The 24,994-nt window shown below is 44.7% G+C and carries 17 protein-coding genes; 9 read left to right on the forward strand and 8 right to left on the reverse strand.

Features of this window, described 5'->3' with window-relative positions; all coding sequences use genetic code 11:
- Positions 1-155: 155 nt before the first annotated feature.
- From AB6E51_RS07100 to AB6E51_RS07110, 3 genes are all read left to right on the forward strand, one after another.
- Positions 156-1,844, forward strand: a complete 1,689-nt coding sequence (locus AB6E51_RS07100; RefSeq protein ID WP_372058024.1) for an NAD-dependent malic enzyme — start codon at positions 156-158, stop codon at positions 1,842-1,844.
- A 172-nt stretch (positions 1,845-2,016) separates the two neighbouring features.
- Complete coding sequence (locus AB6E51_RS07105) at positions 2,017-2,817, forward strand: vancomycin high temperature exclusion protein (RefSeq protein WP_372058023.1); 801 nt, start codon at positions 2,017-2,019, stop codon at positions 2,815-2,817.
- A 196-nt stretch (positions 2,818-3,013) separates the two neighbouring features.
- A complete protein-coding gene (locus AB6E51_RS07110) occupies positions 3,014-4,384 on the forward strand; it encodes a DASS family sodium-coupled anion symporter (protein ID WP_017059762.1) in 1,371 nt (456 codons plus the stop codon).
- A 254-nt stretch (positions 4,385-4,638) separates the two neighbouring features.
- Here the strand turns inward: AB6E51_RS07110 and AB6E51_RS07115 are convergent, their stop codons facing one another.
- The gene (locus AB6E51_RS07115; RefSeq protein WP_065585186.1) at positions 4,639-5,934 is read right to left on the reverse strand and encodes a GGDEF domain-containing protein; all 1,296 of its coding nucleotides are present in this window, start codon (positions 5,932-5,934) and stop codon (positions 4,639-4,641) included.
- A gap of 303 nt (positions 5,935-6,237) precedes the next feature.
- Here AB6E51_RS07115 and AB6E51_RS07120 point away from each other — a divergent pair, with 303 nt between their 5' ends.
- Positions 6,238-7,062 carry a DUF2797 domain-containing protein gene (locus AB6E51_RS07120; protein ID WP_372058022.1) on the forward strand — a complete coding sequence of 275 codons (825 nt, stop codon included), beginning with the start codon at positions 6,238-6,240 and terminating at the stop codon, positions 7,060-7,062.
- A gap of 132 nt (positions 7,063-7,194) precedes the next feature.
- Here AB6E51_RS07120 and AB6E51_RS07125 read toward each other — a convergent pair whose 3' ends face one another.
- Both AB6E51_RS07125 and AB6E51_RS07130 read right to left on the reverse strand, forming a co-directional pair.
- Positions 7,195-8,487 (reverse strand): diguanylate cyclase, encoded by a 1,293-nt coding sequence (locus AB6E51_RS07125; protein ID WP_372058021.1) that lies wholly within the window; start codon positions 8,485-8,487, stop codon positions 7,195-7,197.
- A gap of 307 nt (positions 8,488-8,794) precedes the next feature.
- Complete coding sequence (locus AB6E51_RS07130; RefSeq protein WP_372058020.1) at positions 8,795-9,679, reverse strand: LysR family transcriptional regulator; 885 nt, start codon at positions 9,677-9,679, stop codon at positions 8,795-8,797.
- Positions 9,680-9,892: 213 nt separating this feature from the next.
- Here AB6E51_RS07130 and AB6E51_RS07135 point away from each other — a divergent pair, with 213 nt between their 5' ends.
- On the forward strand, positions 9,893-10,564 hold the full coding sequence (locus tag AB6E51_RS07135) for a type 1 glutamine amidotransferase domain-containing protein (protein ID WP_372058019.1): 672 nt from the start codon (positions 9,893-9,895) through the stop codon (positions 10,562-10,564).
- A gap of 156 nt (positions 10,565-10,720) precedes the next feature.
- On the opposite strand, the gene AB6E51_RS07140 is transcribed toward AB6E51_RS07135, so the two are convergent.
- The 3 genes from AB6E51_RS07140 to AB6E51_RS07150 form a co-directional block, all read right to left on the reverse strand.
- On the reverse strand, positions 10,721-11,956 hold the full coding sequence (locus AB6E51_RS07140) for a cysteine desulfurase-like protein (protein WP_372058018.1): 1,236 nt from the start codon (positions 11,954-11,956) through the stop codon (positions 10,721-10,723).
- On the reverse strand, positions 11,940-12,596 hold the full coding sequence (locus tag AB6E51_RS07145; protein WP_371709971.1) for a 2OG-Fe dioxygenase family protein: 657 nt from the start codon (positions 12,594-12,596) through the stop codon (positions 11,940-11,942). Before AB6E51_RS07145 ends, AB6E51_RS07140 begins: the two co-directional genes overlap by 17 nt.
- Positions 12,597-13,378: 782 nt before the next feature.
- On the reverse strand, positions 13,379-15,046 hold the full coding sequence (locus AB6E51_RS07150; protein WP_017059753.1) for a diguanylate cyclase: 1,668 nt from the start codon (positions 15,044-15,046) through the stop codon (positions 13,379-13,381).
- A 529-nt stretch (positions 15,047-15,575) separates the two neighbouring features.
- Between AB6E51_RS07150 and trxB the strand changes: the two genes are divergently transcribed.
- From trxB to azu, 4 genes are all read left to right on the forward strand, one after another.
- Positions 15,576-16,535, forward strand: coding sequence for a thioredoxin-disulfide reductase (gene trxB / locus AB6E51_RS07155; RefSeq protein ID WP_052879097.1), 960 nt, complete (start codon positions 15,576-15,578; stop codon positions 16,533-16,535).
- 161 nt (positions 16,536-16,696) lie between these two features.
- The gene (cydD, locus tag AB6E51_RS07160; RefSeq protein WP_372058017.1) at positions 16,697-18,481 is read left to right on the forward strand and encodes a heme ABC transporter permease/ATP-binding protein CydD; all 1,785 of its coding nucleotides are present in this window, start codon (positions 16,697-16,699) and stop codon (positions 18,479-18,481) included.
- Positions 18,474-20,195 carry a heme ABC transporter ATP-binding protein/permease CydC gene (gene cydC / locus AB6E51_RS07165; RefSeq protein WP_372058016.1) on the forward strand — a complete coding sequence of 574 codons (1,722 nt, stop codon included), beginning with the start codon at positions 18,474-18,476 and terminating at the stop codon, positions 20,193-20,195. The genes cydD and cydC overlap by 8 nt, the downstream gene beginning before the upstream one ends.
- Before the next feature lie 274 nt (positions 20,196-20,469).
- Positions 20,470-20,922, forward strand: a complete 453-nt coding sequence (gene azu, locus AB6E51_RS07170; protein ID WP_017063577.1) for an azurin — start codon at positions 20,470-20,472, stop codon at positions 20,920-20,922.
- A 71-nt stretch (positions 20,923-20,993) separates the two neighbouring features.
- On the opposite strand, the gene AB6E51_RS07175 is transcribed toward azu, so the two are convergent.
- Positions 20,994-22,877, reverse strand: coding sequence for a methyl-accepting chemotaxis protein (locus tag AB6E51_RS07175; protein WP_017070254.1), 1,884 nt, complete (start codon positions 22,875-22,877; stop codon positions 20,994-20,996).
- 323 nt (positions 22,878-23,200) lie between these two features.
- Positions 23,201-24,772 carry a BCCT family transporter gene (locus AB6E51_RS07180; protein ID WP_372058015.1) on the reverse strand — a complete coding sequence of 524 codons (1,572 nt, stop codon included), beginning with the start codon at positions 24,770-24,772 and terminating at the stop codon, positions 23,201-23,203.
- Positions 24,773-24,994: the final 222 nt, after the last annotated feature.

Consider the following 24,994-nt stretch of genomic DNA (forward strand, 5'->3'; position numbering starts at 1 on the left):
CAAAGTATAACGAATTATCGTGTTGAAATTCGATAAGTGTGGGACAGAGGTAAGAATATCATTTTGTTTGCTCAGATCGCGGAGAAACTATTTACAATTGAATAACTAAACCGTTATCATTTTTTAGTTACCCTTTCTCCCATATTAGGCATCCAATGAACAACGATAAACGCCCTCTATATATCCCTTATGCTGGTCCTGCTCTACTAAGTACACCTCTTCTAAACAAAGGCAGCGCATTCTCTGCTGAAGAGCGCAGTTCTTTCAACCTTGAAGGTTTGTTACCGGAAACAACCGAAACAATCCAAGAGCAAGTAGGACGTGCATACAAACAATATTGTAACTTCGAAAGTGATATGGATAAGCATATCTACCTTCGTAACATCCAAGACACTAATGAAACGCTTTTTTATCGTTTAGTTCAAAACCACATCTCTGAAATGATGCCTATCATTTATACGCCAACAGTTGGCGCAGCATGTGAGAACTTCTCAAATATTTACCGTCGTGGCCGTGGTCTGTTTATCTCATACCCGAACCGCGATCGTATCGATGACCTACTGAATAATGCGACAAACCACAACGTTAAAGTTATCGTGGTTACGGATGGTGAGCGTATTCTTGGTTTGGGAGACCAAGGCATCGGTGGTATGGGTATTCCAATTGGTAAGCTAGCACTTTATACAGCTTGTGGCGGTATCAGCCCAGCTTACATGCTACCAATCGTGCTCGATGTGGGTACTAACAACCCTCAACGTCTTGCTGACCCAATGTACATGGGCTGGCGTCATCCTCGTATTACGGGTGCTGACTACGATGCATTCGTTGAAGAGTTCATCCAAGCGGTTCAACGCCGTTGGCCTGATGCATTAGTTCAGTTCGAAGATTTCGCACAAAAGAACGCAATGCCACTGCTTGAGCGCTACAAAGATCGCATCTGTTGTTTCAACGATGATATCCAAGGCACAGCAGCCGTAACGGTTGGTTCTCTACTTGCAGCATGTAAAGCAGCAAACAGCAAACTTTCAGATCAACGCATCACCTTCTTAGGTGCGGGTTCTGCAGGTTGTGGTATTGCTGAAGCTATCATTGCCCAAATGGTGTCTGAAGGTATCAGCGATGCACAAGCTCGCTCTCAAGTTTACATGGTTGACCGTTGGGGTCTGCTACAAGAAGGCATGCAAAACCTGCTTGATTTCCAACAGCGTCTGGTTCAAACCAACGAAAACACCAAAGACTGGGAAAGCGATGGCACTGGTTTCTCTCTACTAGACGTAGTTCGCCACGCGAAACCAACCGTATTGGTTGGTGTGTCTGGTGCTCCAGGTCTATTCAGCAAAGAAGTCATCAAAGAGATGAACCTACACAGTGAACGCCCTATCGTGTTCCCACTGTCGAACCCAACAAGCCGTGTTGAAGCAACTCCAAACGACATTATTCGTTGGACTGATGGCCAAGCACTTGTTGCGACAGGTAGCCCATTTGAGCCAGTCGTTCACAACGGCACAACTTACCCAATCGCTCAGTGTAACAACAGCTACATCTTCCCAGGTATTGGCCTTGGTGTATTGGCTGTGAATGCTTCACGCATCACTGACGAAATGCTAATGGAATCAAGCCGTGCACTTGCTACGTGTTCTCCACTTGCCATCAATGGTTCAGGTGCGTTACTTCCACCATTGGAAGAGATTCACACCGTATCTAAGAAGATTGCTCTTGCCGTTGGTAAGAAAGCCATTGAACAAGGTGTTGCGTTAGAGATCACAGATGAAGCTCTTCAACAAGCAATTGACCAACATTTCTGGCAACCGGTTTACCGTCGCTACAAGCGCACGGCATTCTAATAAAGCGTACTGCGCTTGGAATAAAGAGCGTTAACGACTCTTATATGAGCCTCTGCAATTGCAGGGGCTTTTTTCTTTAAACTGTCTTGTCTTTTTAACTGATTTTTCTCATTTTTATTTGGTATTATCGAGCACTCAAAAATTAATGCTCAGTGAAAGGACCATACCGAGAGTGAAATTTGATTCTCACATTACCCGTAGCTACATAAAAAAAGCTTACAAAAAACTGCAAGGTTTTCTGTTTGGCGCTTTCCTCGTGTTCTTAGTAGGCAGCGCTGCGGTTATTGCGATCGATTATTGGGTTTCATGGCAAGCGGAAGATCGCATCATCTACGATATAGATGAAGTGCCCGAGCTTGAGGTCGCCGTTGTGCTTGGCACGAGCAAATATTTGGGTCGAACACTCAACGACTATTATAAGCACCGAATCGAAGCCGCGATTGAGCTGTTCGACCGTGAAAAAGTCGACCAGTTTCTGTTAAGTGGTGATAACGCTCATCGCTCTTACAATGAGCCGTGGACGATGAAACGCGACTTGCTGAAAGCGGGTGTACCCGATGAACGCATTAACCTCGATTACGCAGGCTTTAGAACCTTAGACTCGATTGTTCGCGCTAAAAAGATCTTCGACACCGACAACTTCCTGATCATTACTCAGAAATTCCACTGTGAAAGAGCACTATTTATCGCTAATTCTTACGATATTCATGCACAATGTTTAGCGGTTTCAGGCCCTACTCATCATTCAGGCACCTCTATCCGTTTGCGTGAAGTTTTTGCGCGTACCAAAGCCTTCTTAGATTTGTATATTATGGGGACAACGCCAAAGTTCCTTGGACCTAAAGAGCCCATTCAATCGAGTCCAAAACCGGAATCATTTCCGATTCCAAACCCTATGACTGACCCCTCTGTAAACCCTGTTGTAGATCCTACAACAAACCCTATTGCAGACCCAGCAGAGACAGATGTGTAGAAAACTACACATTTTGAATTTGTTGCCTCACATTTCCCCACTGTTACACAAAAACACACCAACACGCCTTTATTAACTTAAGTAACATTCTCCCAACAAAGTCTGACCCTACATCAAGCTATATACCTCGAAAATAATAAGCACGACTCAATGAAGTCGTGCACCAATAAAACGAGGATAACAAAAGGAGCGTCTTATGACGGCACTTGTTACTACACTGAAACACTGGTTGTTCACCCGCAACAGCATGATATTAATTGGTAATTTCACGCTATTCGCACTCTTGCTCAACACCCTTCCTTTCGAATCACAAGTCAATACTGGTTTGAGTATTCTCGTGTTCGTTGCGGTTCTATGGTTAACCGAAGCTATTCATGTCAGCATCACCGCTCTGCTCGTTCCACTCTTGGCTGTCTTGTTTGGTGTGTTCAATACGCCCGCAGCGCTGGCTAACTTTTCAAACCCGATCATCTTCTTATTCATGGGTGGCTTCGCATTAGCAGCTGCACTGAACAAGCAAGAGCTAGATAAAGCGATAGCTGACAAAGTGCTGCTGATAGCAAAAGGCAGAATGTCGGTCGCTGTGTTCATGTTGTTCGGTGTGAGTGCAGGTCTATCAATGTGGATCTCAAACACAGCCACCACAGCAATGATGCTTCCTCTTGTTCTTGGCATCATGAACAAGGTTGACCAAAGTGAAGACCGCAACACCTACGTGTTCGTACTACTGGGTATTGCTTACTGTGCTTCAATCGGTGGTATCGCAACCTTGGTTGGTAGCCCACCAAACGCAATTGCGGCGGCAGAAGTTGGCTTGAGCTTCACAGAGTGGATGGCACTTGGCCTACCAATCTCAATGATCTTACTGCCAATCGCGATGATTATTCTTTACGTGATGACTAAGCCGAAGCTTGACCACAAATTCGAGCTAGACCATGCCCCAGTTGAATGGACAAACAGCAAGAAAATCACACTGTCTATCTTCCTTCTAACCGTAACGCTTTGGATATTCGGTAAACCAATCAACGCAATGATTGGCGGATTCTCTAAATTTGATAGCTTGGTAGCGATTGGCGCAATTGTACTGCTTGGCGCTTCTAGAGCGGTGGAATGGAAAGACGTCGAGAAGACAACGGACTGGGGTGTTCTTATCCTGTTCGGTGGCGGTATCTGTTTAAGTAACATTCTGAAAGCGACAGGAACCAGCGTATTCCTAGCACACTCACTAAGCGGATTTTTAGAAACAGCTGGCGTACTGCTTACGATTCTAGCCGTGGTAGCGTTCGTGGTATTCCTAACGGAATTTGCGAGTAACACAGCGAGTGCGGCATTGCTTGTCCCTGTATTCGCGACGATTGCTGAAGCGCTGGGTATGTCGCCAGTTATTTTGTCTGCTCTGATCGCTGTCGCTGCGTCTTGTGCCTTCATGCTTCCTGTTGCAACACCACCAAACGCAATCGTGTTTGGCTCGGGTCACATCAAGCAGAAAGAGATGATGCGAATCGGTATGGTGTTGAACCTAGTTTGTATCCTAGTTCTGACTCTGTTCGCTTGGATCTTCTGGTAAACACTAACGTTCTATAAGCGCATGCTTACAGGAATGCTCCCCTAAACTGGTTGAACTTCCCCCGGTTCAACCAAGACAAAAATGCCCGTTCAGCGTAAGCAAGCACTGAACGGGCATATAAAAACAAGAAACGCTTTCCCTTTTGGTGGCCCCGCGCCACCTTTTTTGTTTTGGCTTTTGGGAGAAGAACCATAAAAACGCCACACGTCACATATGCACGTGTGGCTTATAAACTCATCAAAACAATTTTCAGATTAGTGACTCAAGATCACCTGGTTTCGACCTGAATGCTTTGCTTGATATAAAGCTTCATCAGCGCGAGCAATGGTCTCTGTCACTCGCTCTTGCTTCATCTCGGCAACACCGATACTGCATGTCAGCGGATCGCCATGAACCCAAAGGTGCTGGCTAACCAATAATCGAATGCGTTCAGCTTTTATCTGCGCCTCTCCGGCTTCGGTCTCAGGGCAAAAAACAATGAACTCTTCACCACCCCATCTCACCAACTTGTCGGTAGCGCTGATCGAACTGCCCACCACCATGCTGAACTCGCGTAAAATATGGTCACCCATTTGATGTCCGTACTTGTCATTTACACTCTTGAAGTAGTCGATATCGAGATACAACATACCCAGCTTGCCATGTCCTTGCTTCACATGTTGTGACTGCATTTTCAACCAATCACGAATCGCGTGGCGGTTTAGTATTCCGGTTAACTCATCACGATGGGCCATCTCTGAAAATTCAAAATTCTGTTCTCTCAGTGCGCGATTGACGTTCTTTAAGTGGTGATGTCTTTTCTCTGCGATCACCATGCGTTTTCTTGAACGGTTTAACTCTGACAGCAAGAATACGGTGCCCGTCCCCACCCACACAAACAGTAGGATCATGAACAAGCTTTCTGCGGTGATATACGAACCTTCGAACTCAATACTGCGGATGACGATTCTGTGGTGACCGAGTTTCGCTCCAGACGCAGTAGCAAACTCAACCATATTCACATTCGAAAATTCAGGGGCCGAATGCTCTAACGCAATGTCGTTGTCAGCCAGCCACCATGTCATCACTTGCAGATTTTTGATCGGGATTTCAATCACACCACCATCGATTCCTGGAGAAAACTCCATCCCATTGTACTTGTGCGTGTACTCGTCATCAGGAACTGAATAAGCAGGGTTGTAGTTACGTAGATAGGTTCTCAAACGGCCACTAGAGTCAGCCTCCGCATGGTAATCAATGTTCACTCTAAAGGTGTGGTACTGAGAAAGGTCAAGGCCCGAGGTGATGTCAGGGTTGATACGAATCGACAGCCCACAGTAAGGCCACGGATACTCAGATTCTTTAAGTTCACAATCGAGAGTGTACTGTCCATTTTCATAGGATAACTGGGACGTACTGACTCCCCTATCAACTTGATCACTGGTCGCGATAAATTCATATTTATCAGGGGTAATTGCCGTTATCACACGATTTCCGCTCACACGGTAATACTGCACAATGGCAAGCGTTGCGATAACTAGAAAGATAACAATCTTATGGATCCACTTCACGTCTAAGCTTCCTGCTTAATATCCCTATAGTTGGGATTTCACGATAAAAAACAAGTTAGATAAATTAGTGATCTTGATACCAATAAATCACTAAAAAACGTTATATCACGCCCGAACAAAATGTCATACTATATTTTAATGCATGTATTTGCTGTTGATTATTCACGGCGAGAATCAAGTAATATTGCGTATAAAAACAGGCTCTATTTGTTATACTCATCGCATAATCATCGTTAACCGTACTGCCTGCTCACAGCGCAATCGAGTCGACGAAATAATAATCAAAATACAACGAGTAATGTCATGTCTTTATTAGCAAAAGGAACACTCAAAAAGATGAGTGCTTCCCTTGATGGCGCGGTTACCTACCGTTTGCCTGTAGGCGAAGAGTTTGTAGAGCTAAACCCTCTGATTGGTAAAACCATCAACCTCACTCACACCGGCAATATTTTTTGCTGCTCATGTGGTAAGAAAACTAAGAAGAGCTACTCTCAAGGCCACTGTTTTGTGTGCATGAAAAAGCTAGCAAGCTGCGACATGTGCATCATGAAGCCAGAGACTTGTCACTACGATGAAGGCACGTGTCGCGAGCCTCAATGGGGTGAAGCGAACTGCATGGTTGATCACTTCGTTTACCTATCGAACACATCAAGCCTAAAAGTGGGTATCACTCGTCACACTCAAATTCCTACTCGCTGGATTGACCAAGGTGCCACTCAAGGCCTACCGATCTTGAAGGTAAAAACACGTCAGATTTCTGGCCTGATTGAAGTTGAGTTAGCCAAACACATTGCCGACAAAACCAACTGGCGCACGCTGCTTAAAGGCGACGGCGACGATATGGAATTGGTAGAAGAAGCCAAAGAACTGTTGCCGTTGGTTGAGGATAAAATCCAAGAGATCAGAGCGAAGTTTGGTGATGATGCTATCGAGATTCTGAGCGAAAACATCACTTCATTGAGCTACCCAGTTGAACAGCACCCAGTGAAGATTGTGTCGCACAACTTTGACAAGAACCCTGAAGTATCTGGTGTGCTGCAAGGTATTAAAGGCCAATACCTAATCTTAGATACGGGCGTGATTAACATCCGTAAATTTGGCTCTTACGAAGTGGAAGTGTCTGCATAACTTGTAGAACTTAAACGTTTCTTATAGTTAGAAGCGCTTAGTGAATAGCCAAAAAATAAAATGCCCTCAAGTGATGACTTGAGGGCATTTTTCGTTGTCGATCCTATTCGCTTTCGATGACGATTTTAGGCGTTAGAGCGCAACCACATCTCCGTCTACACAATTCTTGCCGTTGGCTTTCGCGCGATAGAGAGATTGATCGGTTAAATTCACGAGTGCATCAATCGTGACACCGTCTTCACAGGCTTGGCTATCACTGATTCCGATACTGACACTCGAATTAAATCGTAACTGTTCATCGATTCTGAATTCAACTTGATTGAACTGTTGGCGAATCTCTTCTGACACTTCGTGTGCTGTTTCAAGAGACGTGTTTGGGATAAATATAATGAACTCTTCGCCCCCCCAACGGCCTGCGACTCCGCCGGCTTTCTCGGCACTGCGCTTGGTAATATTAGCCAAAGCACAAATGACCTCATCACCGACCATATGACCGTAAGTGTCATTAATCGACTTAAAATCATCGATATCTAGCAGCATACAAACAAGGTAGTTTTTAGAGGACATGTGCTCTCTCAACCACTCATAAATCGCTCTGCGGTTAAGTAAGTCGGTCATTTCATCGAAGTTCGCTTGGTGTACCAACTGCTTTTCCAGCATCACCTTTTGAGTCACATCTTCGAGCACAACCTGAACGGCTGGCTGACCTTTCCAAGTAATCGCATTGTCGTAAATATTGAAGAACCGATGAACGCCGTCAAAGCCAATGTTTTCAACCACGGTACTAGTACCTGACAACTCCCCTGATACGATCGCGTGATAGTGCTTGCTGATGCCATCGGCATTCTGTTTTGGTACCAGTTCAAGGATAGAGTCCAGCTCTAATACTTGCTCGATGGAAGCCGCGCCTTGCATGTTGACCCAAGATTGATTGACCATCAGCGGTTTGAACTCTCGATGAACCAAGATGCCCTGCCCTGATTGCATGATCATATCGTGATACATCTTATCTTGTTCACGTACCGCATTTTGCAGCTGAATCGCAGGGGAAAGATCGATCACCGTGACTTGCAGTGCAGGCCGACCTTGCCACTCTGTCACATGGTCAATAGAGAACACTGTGAACTCTCGACCATTGCGATCAACATTAACATAGGTGTGGACCTGCGGATCGCGTTGACCACTGATCGTTTCAAGGTAATTTTGATAGGCTAAAACATGGTATTCTTCTGAGATTAGATCTAGGAAGCTATCTATATTAGTAAGTAGTTCTTCGGGTGATTGGTATCCATAGATGCGAGCATAATTAGCGTCAACACTAACTACATTCATATCTTGAATAGTTATTACACCGTACGTGGATTCGAAATTTATTGAAGACATTGCCAACTCCGCACTCTCGCTATACTCCACAAACTGGAGCATAACAACACATCCTGCCAACGCTTCCACACAATCTTTCACGCGTTAGGGCATTAATATGGTATCTAGTATATCGTACTGCTACAGGCTTCTCTACAATTCTATCGCTAACACGAGTCACTAAAAGTAGACAAGTATCTCAATCCTATTACTCGCGTCAAAAAACAAAAAAAGATATCGTATATCTATGTAAGCATTAGCTTTTCTGTTTTCCGCTTTCAAATAGGTAGCTAGCGCTAATCACAACTCTTTTCAAATCCGTTCATTATTCACTTCTATCTTGTTGGCTGTTAGCTTGAAACCTTGTCGGTTATTCATTCCAATCCGAAAAGTAAGCGACTAAGAAGTCGATCGCTAATCTTGCTCTCTGGGGTAAAAAACGGCGGTTTTGATATACGACCCAACTGCTGGTTCCTGCTCCCCAATACTCTTCTAATACTGGGACCAGTTTTCCATTGGCAAGACCGCCATTGAAGCTGCTTTTAGGGAGGTAAACAATGCCAAGTCCCTCTTCACAAGCTTTAAGTACCGCGCTCGAATTATTGCTCTTCCAACGTCCATGCACTCTTACTGCATTTAACGGCTTGCCATCTTTCTCAAACAGCCACTGATCACTGTTGGCGATAATACAGCTGTGCATTTTTAACTGCTCTGGATGAGTCGGCGTACCAAATTGCTCTATGTAGTCTTTACTGGCTGCTGCCGCCATCGGGCGATCGACGAGCTTTCTTGCCACCAATCCTGAATCGTCCAATCGGCCATAACGAATCGCGAAATCAATGCCATCTTCGATGAAGTTCACCATCTTAGTATTGAAGTTCATTTCTATGGTGAGTTCAGGATGATCTTTGGCAAATTCCATCAGCGCTGTCGCAACATGATTTTCTGCAAATGCACCCGCAGCACTAACACGTAATGTACCGCTAAGCTGAGTTTGTTGAGACGTGACTTGTTCATTCGCTTGTTGCAGCCCAATGACCAAGTCTTTGCACTGCTGATAATAGGTATGACCCGATTCGGTCAGGCTCACCATCCGTGTTGAACGCGCAAGCAACGCCACGCCAACTCTCTCTTCCAACCTTGAAACTTGGCGACTGACATGACTAGTACTGCAACCCAACTGTTTTGCTGCTGCAGAAAAGCCGTGACACTCGGCTACCGCAACAAACTCATTAATACCTTCAAAGCTGTCCATACTTAATCTACCCGTATCTTATCTTTGCTATATAGCAACAATGTTTTGCCTGTTTAGTATATTATCACCTAATTGGTTTGGAACTAGTATTAGATACAACAAGACGGCGATAGCTAAGTAACAACACGATACCTAGCGCTTAACGAAAAGCGTCAGCATCTAATTACAGGCATCGTTTCTAAATAAAAAAACAGCAGCTCAAAGGGATGAATCATGAAAAAAATACTAATTCCAGTAACTAACCACGCAACACTTGGCGATACAGACCAAGCGAATGGTACTTATGCGCCTGAACTGACTCATGCTCTCAAAGAGATCATGGCTGCTGGATTCGAATACGACATCGCTTCTATCAATGGTGGCAAAGCCCCACTCTACGGAACGGATATTGAAGGAGATGTGGTTAACGCTGATATCTTGGCGGATGATGACTTCCAGAACCGCATCAACAATACGATTCCAGTAAGCCAAATCAATACTGAAAGCTACGATGCTATCTTCTACCCAGGTGGATTCGGTTTGCTTTCAGATTTAGCAACCAATGAACAGTTCGCTAGCATCGCAGCAAAGCACTATGAAGATGGCGGTGTGATTGCATCAGTATGTCACGGCCCTGCGGCGCTGCTTCCAATAGTTCTGAGCAACGGTGAGAAATTACTGAGTTCTAAATCGGTGACTGGCTTTACACGTGAAGAAGAGATCGACTTTGGCACCATCAACGACATTCCATTCCTACTCGAAGAGTCTCTTGCTCGCAGCGCTGCGCGTTTCAACAAGGTTCAACCTTGGCAAGAGCTTGTGATTGTTGATGAACGAGTGATTACAGGTCAAAACCCAACCAGCGCGCACGCTGTAGGTGCAACTCTGGTTAAGCACCTATCTTAGTTAAATCAAGGGCTTATTCGAATAACTGGCGTTGATCAAATAAGCTCAATCAAACAAAAAGAGCATGCTTCCTACTCAATATTCTTGAGAGAAGCATGCTCTTTTCTAATTCTGTAGCTATTAATGTGCTAGTGACTTCTTGCTAGTCGCTTCTTATTAGTTACTTCGCAAGATCCCTTCAAGCACATTGAACAACAAGTCGATCTCTTCAATCGAGTTGTAATGCATACAACCAATACGTACCACGCCCTGCTCTTCAATACCCAACTGTTTCACCAAACCTAATGCGTAGAAATGTCCGTTCCACACACAGATATTATGTTCACCCAGCTTCTTAGCGATGAACTCCGGAGAATGGTCATCAAAGGTAATCGCAAACGTTGGGGTTCTTAGATTCGAATCAAATTCGGTTTTCCCGTAAAGCGTTGCCCCTTCAAGGTCGGCCAAACGTTTAAGGAAATACTCACTGAGTTGGCTTTCATGCTTATTATAAAGTGCGTAGCTTTGCTCTAAACGAGAACGCAACGAATCGGCGGGATCACCTAACTGCGCCAAGTAATCCACCGCCGCAATCACACCGGCAAGGCCTTCGAAGCTTTGTGTGCCTGTCTCAAAACGGCCTGGGCCGATATTGGTTGCAGGCTCAACCTTGTAAGGCTTTAACGTGTGTAGCCATTGAGGCGCAACATAAGCAATGCCCACATGCGGGCCGAAGAACTTATACGCTGAACACGCTAAGAAATCACAATTCAATTGCTGAACATCGATCAAGTGATGCGGTGCGTAATGAACGGCATCGACATAAACCTGCGCACCACGCTGATGTGCAAGCTCAATAACTTTTGCCATGTCGACAATAGAGCCAGTCGTATTCGAAGCAAACGTCACCGCGACAAGCTTTGTTTTCTCGTTCAGCAAAGACTCAAAATGCGCCATATCCAAACTGCAATCCGACTCGTCGACACGGACTTGGCGAACAATCGCGCCTTTGTCGTCTGCCGCTTGCTGCCAGCTCGACACGTTCGAATAATGATCTAAAGCCGTGACGATAACTTCATCGCCCTCTTTCCAATCTCGGCTGATCGCTCGGCTCAGTTGGAAGGTCAGCGATGTCATGTTCGCACCGAACACAACATTGCCAGAAGACTCCGCATTAAGCAGTGCTTGCGCCGCTTCTCGCGCTTGCTGCATTAAGCTTGTGGTCTTTTGGCTAGAAAAATAGTGCCCGCCTAGGTTTGAATTGAAATGCCCTAGGTATTCGGTCATTGAAGCTAAAACATTTTCAGGAACCTGAGAGCCACCCGGCCCATCAAAAAAGGTCACAGGCTTACCGTTATGGTATTGGCCTAGCGCGCTAAACTGCTGGCGCACATCATTAAGAGTGAAGGACATTGCGCGCATCCTTAGCCGTTAGAACAAACACATCCATGTAGCCCATCTCGCCGTGGTCTATGGTACGAATCGGTTGTGCATTGTGCCAAAGCTTACTATCAGCAAGCATTGCCACTTCACCATCGCCTAACACTTTTCTGAAGAACGGTGCTTCGTGGCTATCTTGATAAAGCATCACTTCACCACCCACAATGTTGTGGCGAGTAACACCAATGATCGCGATGTGGTCAAAACCGTCCTGGTGAACACCTTCTGGTGCAACTTGAGTTTCTTCAAAAATAGCGGCAATGCGGATTTGATGGATTTCGATTTCTTGTCCGTCTTCAAGCCCGTTGGTTTCAATAAACAATTCACACATCTCTTGCATGCCTTCGCTGCTTAGAATTTGTGCTTCAATCGGCTCGAATTGACGAACAACGTCACCTTGAAAGTGATTAATGTCTTCAGACTGAACAAAGTTATGTTTGTCTAGCTCTACGACTTGTCCATTACTGAATTGAACCACCGAGTACCTTCTCAATCGAAACTGACCATCCGCATGCTCTGTGCTTGGAAGCTTAGAGAATGACGGTGACAACTCCTCAACTGCGTGGTTACTGAGGTGGGTAATATGTAGGGTATTTTCGTGAGCATGTAACATCATCGACTCCTTAATGATTGTTAATAAACTTTCTATATTTAACGTTTTGTTTACATAAAGGATACTTGAAGATCTTGCCAAATCAACATTAAACAATCATTTATCCCGTCAGATCTAATAATTCAGACACTAAATCCAACCTGAAATCAAAAAGCAGTGTATAACACCAGAATAAAAGATGACCAACTCTTAAAACTAGCACACTCCACTAGCTAGTTATAAATCCCTACAAATTTAAATTTAACGATATTATTAACTGGTAAGCCATGTTTCATATTGTGTTAGCCCTTGCACTTCAATACGCCAGCCTCCTTGCATGAACTCAAGCACCACGCTCACCATCATTCATTTCTATGCTTTTGCACAGCAAAATACGACCTACCTATCAATTGCCAAGCTATTGATTATTTACACAACAAACTGAAATTGGTTAATTTATGAGTACGCCAGAAACCAAACGCCTTTGCTTGCGCGTCTGGAACAGGTCGAGTTCGGGGGGAACTCGGCCGCCCCAAATAGAGTGCTTTCTAATAAAACCTACAATTATAAATGATGCGTTTATTTGGAATATGATGGTCTGCCTTTATGTCCTAACTTAGAATTCGTTAAAAATAGGCGACTATAAAGATTGGGAATGTTCTACATAAAACAGATGAGAGGGTAAGCAAGCTTGAAAGGTTGGTTGCTAAAAGAGCCACCTTTGGTGACATTTACACCAAAAGTCAAAACGAAAATAAGTTAACTAGACTTAAAACGATTCACTTAGAAAATAGGGAATTTAGCTAACACTCAATTTCACTGGACTGATTTTTAAAACCGTTCTTCGAGCGCTTCTGCTGGTACATTCGCTGGTCAGCTAAGCTCAAACACTCAGAAAAATTGACACATTCAAAACTAGATGCGCTTCCAAAACTGAGGCCAGACTGAGGCCAATCAGCACTGCGAATTTGCTCTTCCACCTGAGTCACTCTAAGCTCAATCTGAGAATAGAGAGCCTCAACTTGTTTCTCTTTATCCACTTTCAACAACCAGATAAATTCGTCGCCACCAGCTCGATAAACCATTCCAAGGTCTGTAAATTTTTCTCGCATCATGCGGCTGGTGTATTCTAAAAAGCGATCCCCTTCATCATGACCATAAGTATCATTAATCGATTTAAGGCCATCACAATCGATGAAGACGATACAATAGGAATGATGTACTAATTGTTTACTCGCATCATTAAAATCCAGCCGGTTTCCAAGCCCCGTTAAACTATCCACCCTCGACTGGATATAGGTTTTCTGATGTTGATGTTGTTGAATCCGCAACCATTCAGTCAGTGACAATAAAATGCAGGTACAATCTATTGCTAATGCAACAACAACGATGACTTCTGTCGATCTCTGAGTCGGCAATGGTGCAAAATGCGCAAAAATGTAATATACCAAAGCCGTGCCATAACAAAGACCACCGATCAAATAATATTTAGCGACAAAGTTTCGTTGATAAACCATCAATACGCCAGTCACTATCATTGTCGGCACCCAGATTGCCGCAATTAAATGGGACATAACAAAAGTCAACGAAAACGGGGCAAAGACATTAATAAACCCGATAATGACACACAGCCAACTAAAGGCCTGAAAGGTAAGATTAATACGAATAAAATGCTGCGGAAATCCAAACAATAATCTTGTGTAATAGCAAGAAAAAGCAACCGCAAACGGAAACAATACCATTCCAAAATAAACTGGGTTCCAGCTTTGGCTTGATAATAAGTACCCCCAAGCGCCTGAAGCGGCGAACCATCCCAGGCCATGTAGCCCAACATAACCAGCACAAGCCAGTGTGACTGGATGTTTAGTTTGAAAGTAACAAAAAAGAGCGAAAACTCCCAACGTTAGCATGACAGTAATAGAAGCTAATGTGAGCGTATTGTTGCGGAAAACGTGAATATAAAATGGATATTCAGGTTGAAGAGTGAAGTTAACTGCCTTTGGAAATTTCTTTGCTTCCAAGTAGAGCCAAAGTGTTCCAGATTCCTCCGCATTCAATATTAACGGGAAGCTTTGCCTATGCAGATGCAAGATACTCTTGTTACTTAATTGGCCAAAATCAAGTATTCGCCTTACTTGACCATTTGTTGATTGCCAGTACCCCCAACCTTGATCCAAATAGTTTGCACGGAGTGTAACTATTTGTTGTGACGACTTGATATCGGAGTTGGCCAAATCAACTCTCAACCCAAACGCCCCTTCACCACCAAATATCGTTTCAATCCTTGGAGAGGATTCAATGTGTTTTTTTAATATGGGAAAATCGACTGGATCAGATAACAAAGGCATTTCATACCATCTTACAGCTTCATTAGCTAACACAGATTGTTCCCCGCTGACCTGCAGCGGAGAAGCAAAAACCGAATTCAGGCACACAATAAACACATTGATAAAAAGGATTAGAATCTGCATAGAGTTCAAATGATTCCGCGCAATATATAAATATCAATAATAACACATACAAAAAAATAACAACTGAGAAACGCTCAACAGTTCAAGTATTAACCAACATTACACCTGTTTGTAATCATGCCGTTCATACTAAAAGTGCGTCTTGTGGTCGCTTATCTGCACGCTAATTTTGATGAATTCTTGCAGCGTCTTTTAACGCAAACTTTTTAAAATAAAACATAGGATTCAGGTTCTCTTGTTTTTCTACTCATCAATGTATACGAAAAAAAGTAAATACTGCTATAGAAACACCATGATCAAGAAGGCCCTAAAAGTGAGCAATATGCATAGCTGTTTGCAAGAGCACTTTCCTTGACTTATCGCTATTGATCTAAGACACAGGATTACAAGACCATCATTTAGTTCGGTTATGTTCTAACGTATAACGATTAATTACACTTCTGCCCTTGTTTAACCTTTTATTGCCTCCATATTTTCCATACAATCCTAAGCGATTATAAATTAAAACAAATTCAATTTCGGAGTCCTAATGAGCGACGTAAAGCACTGTAATTTATTGATTCTTGGTTCTGGCCCTGCTGGCTATACAGCTGCAGTTTACGCTGCTCGTGCAAACCTAAACCCAGTACTTGTTACGGGTATGCAGCAAGGTGGTCAGCTTACAACCACAACAGAAGTGGAAAACTGGCCGGGTGATGCTGAAGGTTTAACGGGTCCAGCACTGATGGATCGCATGAAAGAGCACGCAGAGCGCTTTGAAACAGAGATCCTGTTCGACCACATTAACGAAGTAGACCTTTCAAACCGCCCTTTCCGTCTTAAAGGCGATTCTGGCGAGTACACGTGTGATGCGTTGATCATCTCAACGGGCGCATCGGCTAAGTACCTAGGTTTGGAGTCTGAAGAAGCATTTAAAGGCCGTGGCGTTTCTGCTTGTGCTACATGTGATGGTTTCTTCTACCGCAACCAGAAAGTTGCAGTTGTTGGTGGTGGTAACACGGCTGTTGAAGAAGCACTTTACCTATCTAACATCGCGTCTGAAGTTCATCTAGTTCACCGTCGTGACACGTTCCGCGCTGAAAAGATTCTAGTGAAGCGTTTAATGGACAAAGTAGAGAACGGCAACATTGTTCTTCACACTGACCGCACGCTAGACGAAGTTCTAGGCGACGACATGGGCGTGACTGGCGTTCGTATTAAAGATACTCAGTCTGACAAGACAGAGGATATCGACGTAATGGGCGCGTTCATCGCTATTGGTCACCAGCCGAACACTGAAATCTTCAAAGGCCAAGTGGATATGAAAGATGACTACATCATCGTTCAGTCTGGTCTTGAAGGTAACGCGACACAAACCAGCATCCCAGGCGTGTTCGCTGCGGGTGATGTAATGGACCACAACTACCGTCAAGCAATTACTTCTGCAGGCACGGGTTGTATGGCTGCATTGGATGCTGAACGCTTCCTAGATGGTCTTAACGATAAGTAAATCTGAGATTGCAGATTTGATTATCGACGCTCTCGCCTTAGTAGATGCAGGGCGTCATCACATTTTGTTGTAAATCCCTAGAGCCCAGCGGTATATCCACTGGGCTTTCTTTTGTATACTACCCGCCCTCAACAAATAATAATTATCATTAAGCCTTCATAATGGATAAGAAAAAACAACGCAGCTTGAACAAGTGGCTTAAGCAACAGAGTAAGTTAGCGAAACGCTGGCTTATGATTGCGATTAGCCTTGGCGTACTTTCAAGCGTGTTTTTAATTGCTCAAGCAGCTCTTCTCGCCTCTATTCTTCACCAGCTGATCATCGAGAATGTCGATAAATCTGAACTGGTTGGTCATTTCGCAGGCTTGGCATTATCGGTCGTTGGCCGTGCTGGCTGTACATGGGGACGTGAAATCGCAGGTTATCGCTGTGGTGAACAAATCCGTGTCTACATAAGGCAACTCATCCTTGATAAGTTACGTGAATTAGGCCCTGCTTATATCAAAGGCAAACCTGCGGGTACGTGGGCAACCCTGTTGCTAGAACAAGTAGAGGACATGCAAGACTTCTTCTCTCGTTACCTACCTCAGATGTCTTTATCGGTAATGATTCCATTCATTATTTTGGTTGTGGTGTTCCCAGTAAACTGGGCAGCAGGACTGATCTTCTTGATTACTGCTCCACTGGTGCCGATGTTCATGGCACTTGTGGGTATGAAAGCAGCCGATGCAAACCGTAAAAACTTCAAAGCACTGCAACGTCTTTCCGGTCACTTTTACGACCGTTTGCAGTCAATGACAACCATCCGTTTATTTGATCGCAGCAACGCTGAAACAGAGGTACTTAAAGGTGCATCTGAAGTGTTCAGAACGCGTACCATGGATGTGTTGAAAATCGCTTTCTTGTCTTCTGCTGTACTTGAGTTTTTCACGTCGATCTCTATCGCAATGACAGCGGTTTACTTTGGTTTCACCTACATCGGTGAGCTTAACTTCGGCCACTACGGCGTTGGCATTACGCTATTCGCAGGTTTGTTTATCCTTATCTTGGCGCCAGAGTTTTACCAACCTCTGCGTGACTTAGGTACTTTCTACCATGCGAAACAACAAGCGGTTGGCGCAGCCGAAAGTATTGTCGAGTTCCTAGAAACAGACATCACTAAGGTTAAATCAGGCAACACTCAGCTCGACCCGGCTCAAGGCATCAATATTGAAGCTACCGACCTAAAAGTGTTAAGCCCTGAAGGTGTTCAATTGGTTGGCCCTATTTCGTTCGCCTTGAACACTCGCCAATCGACTGCGTTAGTTGGCCCAAGTGGTGCGGGTAAAACAAGTTTGATCAACGCCATTCTTGGTTTCATGCCTTATGAAGGAAGCTTGAAAATCAATGGCGTTGAACTGCGTGACCTAGACTTGGCCTCTTGGCGTAAAACCATTAGCTGGGTTGGTCAAAACCCGTTGCTACTGCATGGCACAATTCGTGACAACGTCACTCTAGGTAAGCACGATATCACTGACCAAGTTGTCGAGAACGCACTTGAGCAGTCTTTTGCTAACGAATTCGTAAATGAGCACGGCTTGGATTACATGATCTCTGATCGCTCTGGCGGCCTGTCTGTGGGTCAATCTCAACGTTTGGCTTTGGCTCGTGCAATGATTCAAGACGGCCAATTCTGGTTGTTAGATGAACCTACTGCCAGCCTAGATACTCGCAGTGAACAGTTGGTAATGAAAGGCATCAATAGCAACATCGAAAGCCGCACTGCCCTGCTTGTGACGCACCAACTCGCTCCGCTTCAATCGGTCGATAACATTCTGGTTATGCGCGATGGTGGTCTGGTTGAACAAGGTCATTACTCTCAGCTTTCGACTGCGGGTGGTTTATTCGAAGAGATGCTTAACGCGAACTTAGCTCAACAAGATAATAAGGGTAATTTAGATGCGTGATTTACTGCCTTACCTGAAACTCTATAAAAAGCATTGGTTTGGCCTATCGCTAGGCATGCTATTGGCTTTTGCTACTCTGTCGGCTTCTATCGGCTTGTTAACGCTATCAGGTTGGTTTATTTCAGCTTCCGCGGTTGCTGGCCTGACGATTGCACGTGAAACCTTCAACTACATGCTACCGGGTGGTGGCGTACGTGGTTTGGCAATGAGCCGTACTGCGGGTCGTTGGGGTGAACGTGTTGTGAGCCACAATGCGACATTCAAACTGTTAACTGATTTACGTATCTTCTTCTTCAAGAAGCTGGCTCCGCTGATCCCAGGTCGTATTTCAAACCTTCGTGACGCTGACCTTCTCAACCGTTTGGTTGCTGATGTCGACGCCATGGACCACGTGTACTTGCGCTTAGTAAGCCCTGTGACGGTGGGTGTGTTCGGGATCTTCTTCCTAACTCTGTTCTTAATGTGGTTCGATAGCTCACTAGGTTTAATCTTAGGTTCTATCCTTCTTATCATGCTGTTGGTTTGGCCAATCTTGTTCTACAAGCTGGGTAAACGTAACGGTGGTGAGCTAACACAAAACAAAGCGGATCTTCGTGTGACCACGCTAGATTGGATTGAAGGCTACAGCGAACTGACTCTGTTCGGTGCTGAAGAGCGTTACCGCAATGCAATTCTAGAAACGCAACGCAAGCTGATGGCGAATCAGTTTGTGAACGCTAACCTAACCGGTATGGCTTCAGCAGCGCTAATGCTGTTCAACGGTTTGACGCTGGTTCTTATGCTTTGGCTTGCGGCAGATGGCGTGGGCGGTAATGCTCCAGACCCGTTCATCGCGCTAATGGCGTTCGCAACCATGGCAAGTTTTGAGCTATTGATGCCAATCGCAGGCGCGTTCCAGCATTTAGGTCAGACTCTGTCTTCTGCACGTCGCTTGAATGAAGTGATTCTGTCAGAACCTGAAGTTCAGTTTGCTGAAGAGAAACTCGACATCAACAAGCCGCTTGATATTACGTTCTCAAACGTGACGTTCAACTACCCTGACTCTGAGCGCAGTGTTCTGAACGCTGTTGACCTAACGATCCCTGCCACGCACAAGGTTGCGATTGTTGGTCAAACGGGTTCTGGTAAATCGACACTGATTCAGCTTCTGACTCGCTACTGGGATCCTAAAAAGGGTTACATCTCAATCGCGGGCATTGAACTGACTCAGTGGAACGAATCACAGCTTCGTGAATCAATCAGTGTGGTAAGCCAACGTGTCGACATTCTAAATGGTACTTTGCGTGACAACTTGTTGATTGCAAGACCAGAAGCGACCGATGATCACTTAGCGAATATCCTAAAAGATGTTGGTCTAGAAAAGCTGCTGGAGAATAACGCGCTTGATAGCTGGTTGGGTGACGGTGGTCGTCAACTGTCTGGTGGTGAGAAGCGCCGTATTGGTATTGCACGTGCAATCCTTCATGATGCCCCTATCCTGCTTCTTGATGAGCCAACAGAAGGCTTAGATAAGCAAACAGAGCAAAGCATCATGACGCTGTTCGAGAAGCACTTCGAAGGCAAGACGGTTATCTTCATTACACACCGTTTGATTGGTCTGGAATCGATGGATTCTATCGTTCTGATTGAACAAGGCGAGATTGTTGAAAACGGCTCTCACGAGAAGCTGTTAAACGAAGAAGGACGTTATTTCCAACTTCGTCAGGCAATCTAGCTTCCCCTTAAGCTATAAAGAAAACTATTCAAGGCCCGAGTTTATGCTCGGGCTTTTTGTTGTCTGCGATTCTAGTCTCGAGCAACCATTCCCCCCTAAACGGTTGTTCATGCGCTGATTAGTTTTGCCCTTTCCTACAAAAACTTACCATTTACAAAGCAACGAGTTGCACACAATTCAAGTCGTAGCACATTACTATGATCATCTTTCTAGGATAATACGTATCGATCAACCTCATGGAATAACCTCCCCCTAAAATAATGGAGAACAGTGTATGTCTTTACGATTAATCGCAACAACGATAGCGCTTGTAGGTGCTAGCTTTACCGCTCAAGCGAGCTCGGAATGTGAAGTATCGATTGATGCTAGTGATCAAATGAAATTTTCAACTGACACATTAAGCGTTCCAGCGAGCTGTAAAGAAGTGAAGCTGACGCTAAACCATACTGGTTCTATGCCAGCCCAATCAATGGGTCACAACGTCGTTATAACAGACACTGCGTCGCTACAAGCAGTAGGCATCGATGGTATGTCGGCAGGTATCGACAATAACTACGTAAAACCTGACGACAGCCGCGTTTACGCCTTCACTCGTGTTATCGGTGGTGGCGAGTCAACCTCAATCACTTTCAGCACAGAGAAAATGACAGCCGGTGGCGACTACTCTTTCCTATGTTCATTCCCGGGCCACTGGGCAATCATGAAGGGCAAGTTTGAGTTTAAATAACTCGTTAGTCTAGATTGTACAGATACATCAAAGCCCCAACCTAAGTCGGGGCTTTGTTATATTGGCTTCGATTACAGCTTGAAGCGGCTGATTTCGCTTTCTAGCTCGTGAGACAGTTCAGAAAGCTGCGCAGCTTGCTCTGCAGCTTGGTGTGCTTCGTCTGCTAGCTCGTTAGATACGTCACGGATTCCTTCAGTGTTACGAGTGATCTCAGACGTTACTGACGCTTGCTCTTCTGCAGCAGAAGCAATCTGTGTTGCCATGTCACTGATGCGTTCAACAGCAGCATGGATTTGCGTTAGGCTTGCAGCCGCTGAGTTCGCGTCATCAACACTGGTTTCAGCAAGTGTACGGCTATCGTTCATGATGTTAACCGCTTTGCCTGTTGTACCTTGCAGCAACTCAATCGTTTGTTGAATTTCTTGCGTTGAACCGTGTGTACGTTGGCTCAGAACTCGAACTTCATCCGCTACTACTGCGAAACCACGACCTTGCTCACCGGCACGTGCTGCTTCAATAGCGGCGTTAAGTGCAAGTAGGTTCGTTTGTTCTGCAATACCTTGAATGTTAGACAAGATAGCGTTGATGCTGTTGCCGTGCTCTTCAAGCTCGAGAATCACGTTAGTTGCGATTTGAACTTCTTGAGCAAGGTTTTGGATAGAGCTTTGAGTCTGTGTCACTTGACCAGTACCGTGCTCACACGCGCCAACCGCTTCAGATGAGTTCTGTGCAGTGTGGTCTGCGTTACCTGCGATCTCTTGTGTTGCTGCAGCCATTTCATTAACGGCTGTTGCTACCATGTTGATCTCGTCTTGTTGCATTTGGATACGAGCACTACGTTCTTCAGCTTGAGAAGCCGTTTGACGTGCTTGGTTGCCTAGCGCAGCAGATACTTCGCTTAGCTTGATCACCATGGTGTGCATGTTACCCACAAAGCGGTTGAAGTTTGCTGCAAGCTGACCAATTTCGTCGTCGCTCTTAGGCTCAAGGCGTTGAGTAAGATCGCCCTCACCTGAAGCAATTTCTTCAAGTGCTGCTGAAACGCGGTTTAGGTCGCGGAATAGGAAGCTTACTAACCAAGACACGAGTACGATTACGATGAGCGTAATAACGACAGCAGTGATGATCAGCTGAGTAAGTAGCGTTGAGTGGTTCGCTTCTTCTGTTGCTTTGTCCATCTGAACCGCGAAGATCCAGTTAGTGTTAGGCACCTTCGTGAAGTAAAGCAGCTTGTCTGCGCCGCGCTCTTTGATGATCTCGATGCTACCCGTACGCACTGCGTTTTCGATGATAGGCATAGAGATATCGTTTGAAAGCTGGCTTACCGGCTTCAAGCTTAGTGCTGAATCTGGGTGTGCTAGAAATGTGCCGTCAGAGGCATCAATTAGCATTGCGTAAGCGTTGTCACCAACATCAAGGCTGATTACATCGTTAACCAACTGGTCGATCAGTACGTCTGCACCAACAACACCAACAAGTTGGCCATTGTGGCGAACAGGTTCTGCGATCGTTACTAGAAGTGCTTTGGTGATTGCATCTTGGTAAGCCGTAGTAATGATTTGCTTACCTGCAGCGTTTGCTTCTTGGTACCAAGGACGTTGACGAGGATCGTAATCTGCACGATTACGTTCAGGATGTGAACGGTACATTCCACCTTCTGGAGTACCTAAAAAGATATCGTCAAAGCCACCCGCTACACGAGCTTGTCTAAGGAAAGGAACAACATCATCCTCTCGTGAAAAGTCATTAAATGCTGATGCGATATCAGTACGGATATCAATCCAGTTTTTAATACCTTCAGATGCTGCTTCAGATACGCTTTCAGCTCGTAGGTATACGCCATTACGAGTCTGTTCAAATAATTGGTTTGCTGACAACCAAGTCAACGCTGTAGCCATAACGACAACAGCAGATAGGCTAGCGCCTATCAACTTCTGCTTTAGTGTTAGTTTCATGTCAAAGTTTCACGAGTGGTGGGAAATCTCGCGCATACTACCCAATATTAGTATTAAATTCGAGCGATTTCACAATTTAATATTGGAATATAATTTTAAGCAAACCATAAGCTTAAGTAATGTCAAATCCTTGGCTTATCGCCAAATTTAAGGCGGTGTTGTCTCTACGGTTATTAACATTTTTATCGCACTTCACATGCTTAAAAGAGACAAGAAAACACGGTAAAGAGGAAACAAAAAAGGCAGAAGAGTTTCCTCTTCTGCCTTCATATTATTTACCGTTCTACTGCGTATAAATTGCAGTAGATTTCAGCTTATAAAGCCTAGCGTTTTTCTGTACGCATACCCATTAGCAAGCTCACACACATCAGTAATAGAATGATGGTGAATGGCAATGCTGTAGAGATTGCACCCGCTTGTAGAGCTTGTACTGCTTCAGTACCACCAACCCACAATAGAGCCACAGCAATCGCACCTTCTAGGAACGCCCAGAACACACGTTGAGGCACAGGCGTATCAACTTTACCACCCGCGGTGATGCTGTCGATTACTAGAGAGCCTGAGTCAGACGATGTAATGAAGAAGACTAGAACCAATACAACCGCAATGATTGAAAGCAGAGTCCCGAACGGCAGTGCATCAAACATTTGGAACATTGCTAGTGATACATCTGTTAGGCCGTCTTGACCAAGAATACCAACGTTATTCACGATTTGGTCAATCGCCATGCCACCGAATACTGACATCCAAATGATAGTCACTGTAGTCGGTACAATCAGTACTGCTGTGATGAACTCACGAACGGTACGACCTTTAGAAACACGTGCGATAAACATACCTACGAATGGAGACCATGAGATCCACCAAGCCCAGTAGAATACAGTCCAACCGTGCATCCACGTTTCATCTTCACGACCGTGAGGGTTACTCAACGGAATGATGTTTTCAATGTATGCCATCAATGTCGTTGGGATAGAACCTAAAGTCACCGCGTAGCCGATTAGAGCCACTAAGATAAGCAGTAGGAAAGCCACCAACATGTTGATGTTACTGATAACTTTAACGCCACCATCAATACCACGAAGTACTGATACTACCGCCAATAAAGTCACCGCTGTAATCACAATAACTTGCAGACCTAGGCCCGCTTCAATGCCGAATACATGCTGAATACCACTTGCCGCTTGTTGTGCACCAAGACCTAACGATGTCGCCAGACCAAATAGCGTTGCAAGTACAGCAAGAATATCAACAATGTGACCCGCCCAACCCCAAGCTCTATCACCTAAAATTGGGTAAAAGATAGAACGAATCGAAAGCGGCAACCCCTTGTTGTAAGAGAAGAAAGCAAGTGACAATGCTACTACGCCATAAATCGCCCAAGGATGCAGACCCCAGTGATACATGGTTGCACCTAGCGCCAACTTAGCCGCTTCTGGTGTATTCGCTGCAACATTAAGCGGAGTTTCGTACCAGCCTGTATAATAAGCAGCAGGCTCAGCCACACTCCAGAACATCAAACCGATACCCATACCTGCGGCAAACAGCATCGATAGCCAAGACATAAAGGAGTAATCTGCCGTCGCATCAACACCACCAAGGCGAATTTTACCATACGGAGAAACAATCAAGCCTAAGCAGAAAATTACGAAAATATTACCCGACCAGATGAAGAGCCAATCAAACGAATTGATAATCTGGCCTTTAACGCCATCTAGTGCAGCCTTTGCTGAAGCGGTATCTGTAATCAGAACACCGATGAGGAACAAAGCAATAAGTCCCGCACTGATACCAAATACTGGGTTATGAACATCAAAACCCCATTTTTGGACATTATCTTGACCGACAGTGTAATCCGTACTGTCGATACTGTATTTATCTATACCTTTAGTCATTATCCCTCTCTACGGAATATTAATAGGGTCTATTAACCTCAATATCCCTTATTTACCTGTGACCTAGTCAAAACTCGAACGAACGATCCAAGCAGTACAAGTTGTTATCACAATTATTCAAATACTTGGATGTCTGAAGTTTAGCAGGTTAACTTGTTGTTTTCAGTAAACTAGAATCGGTTCGATGGAATTTCAAACAACATTCACGTAATTACTCAAGTT

The organism is Vibrio sp. 10N.247.311.47, from assembly GCF_041467535.1.
In the GTDB taxonomy this organism is placed as follows: Bacteria; Pseudomonadota; Gammaproteobacteria; order Enterobacterales; family Vibrionaceae; genus Vibrio; species Vibrio crassostreae_C.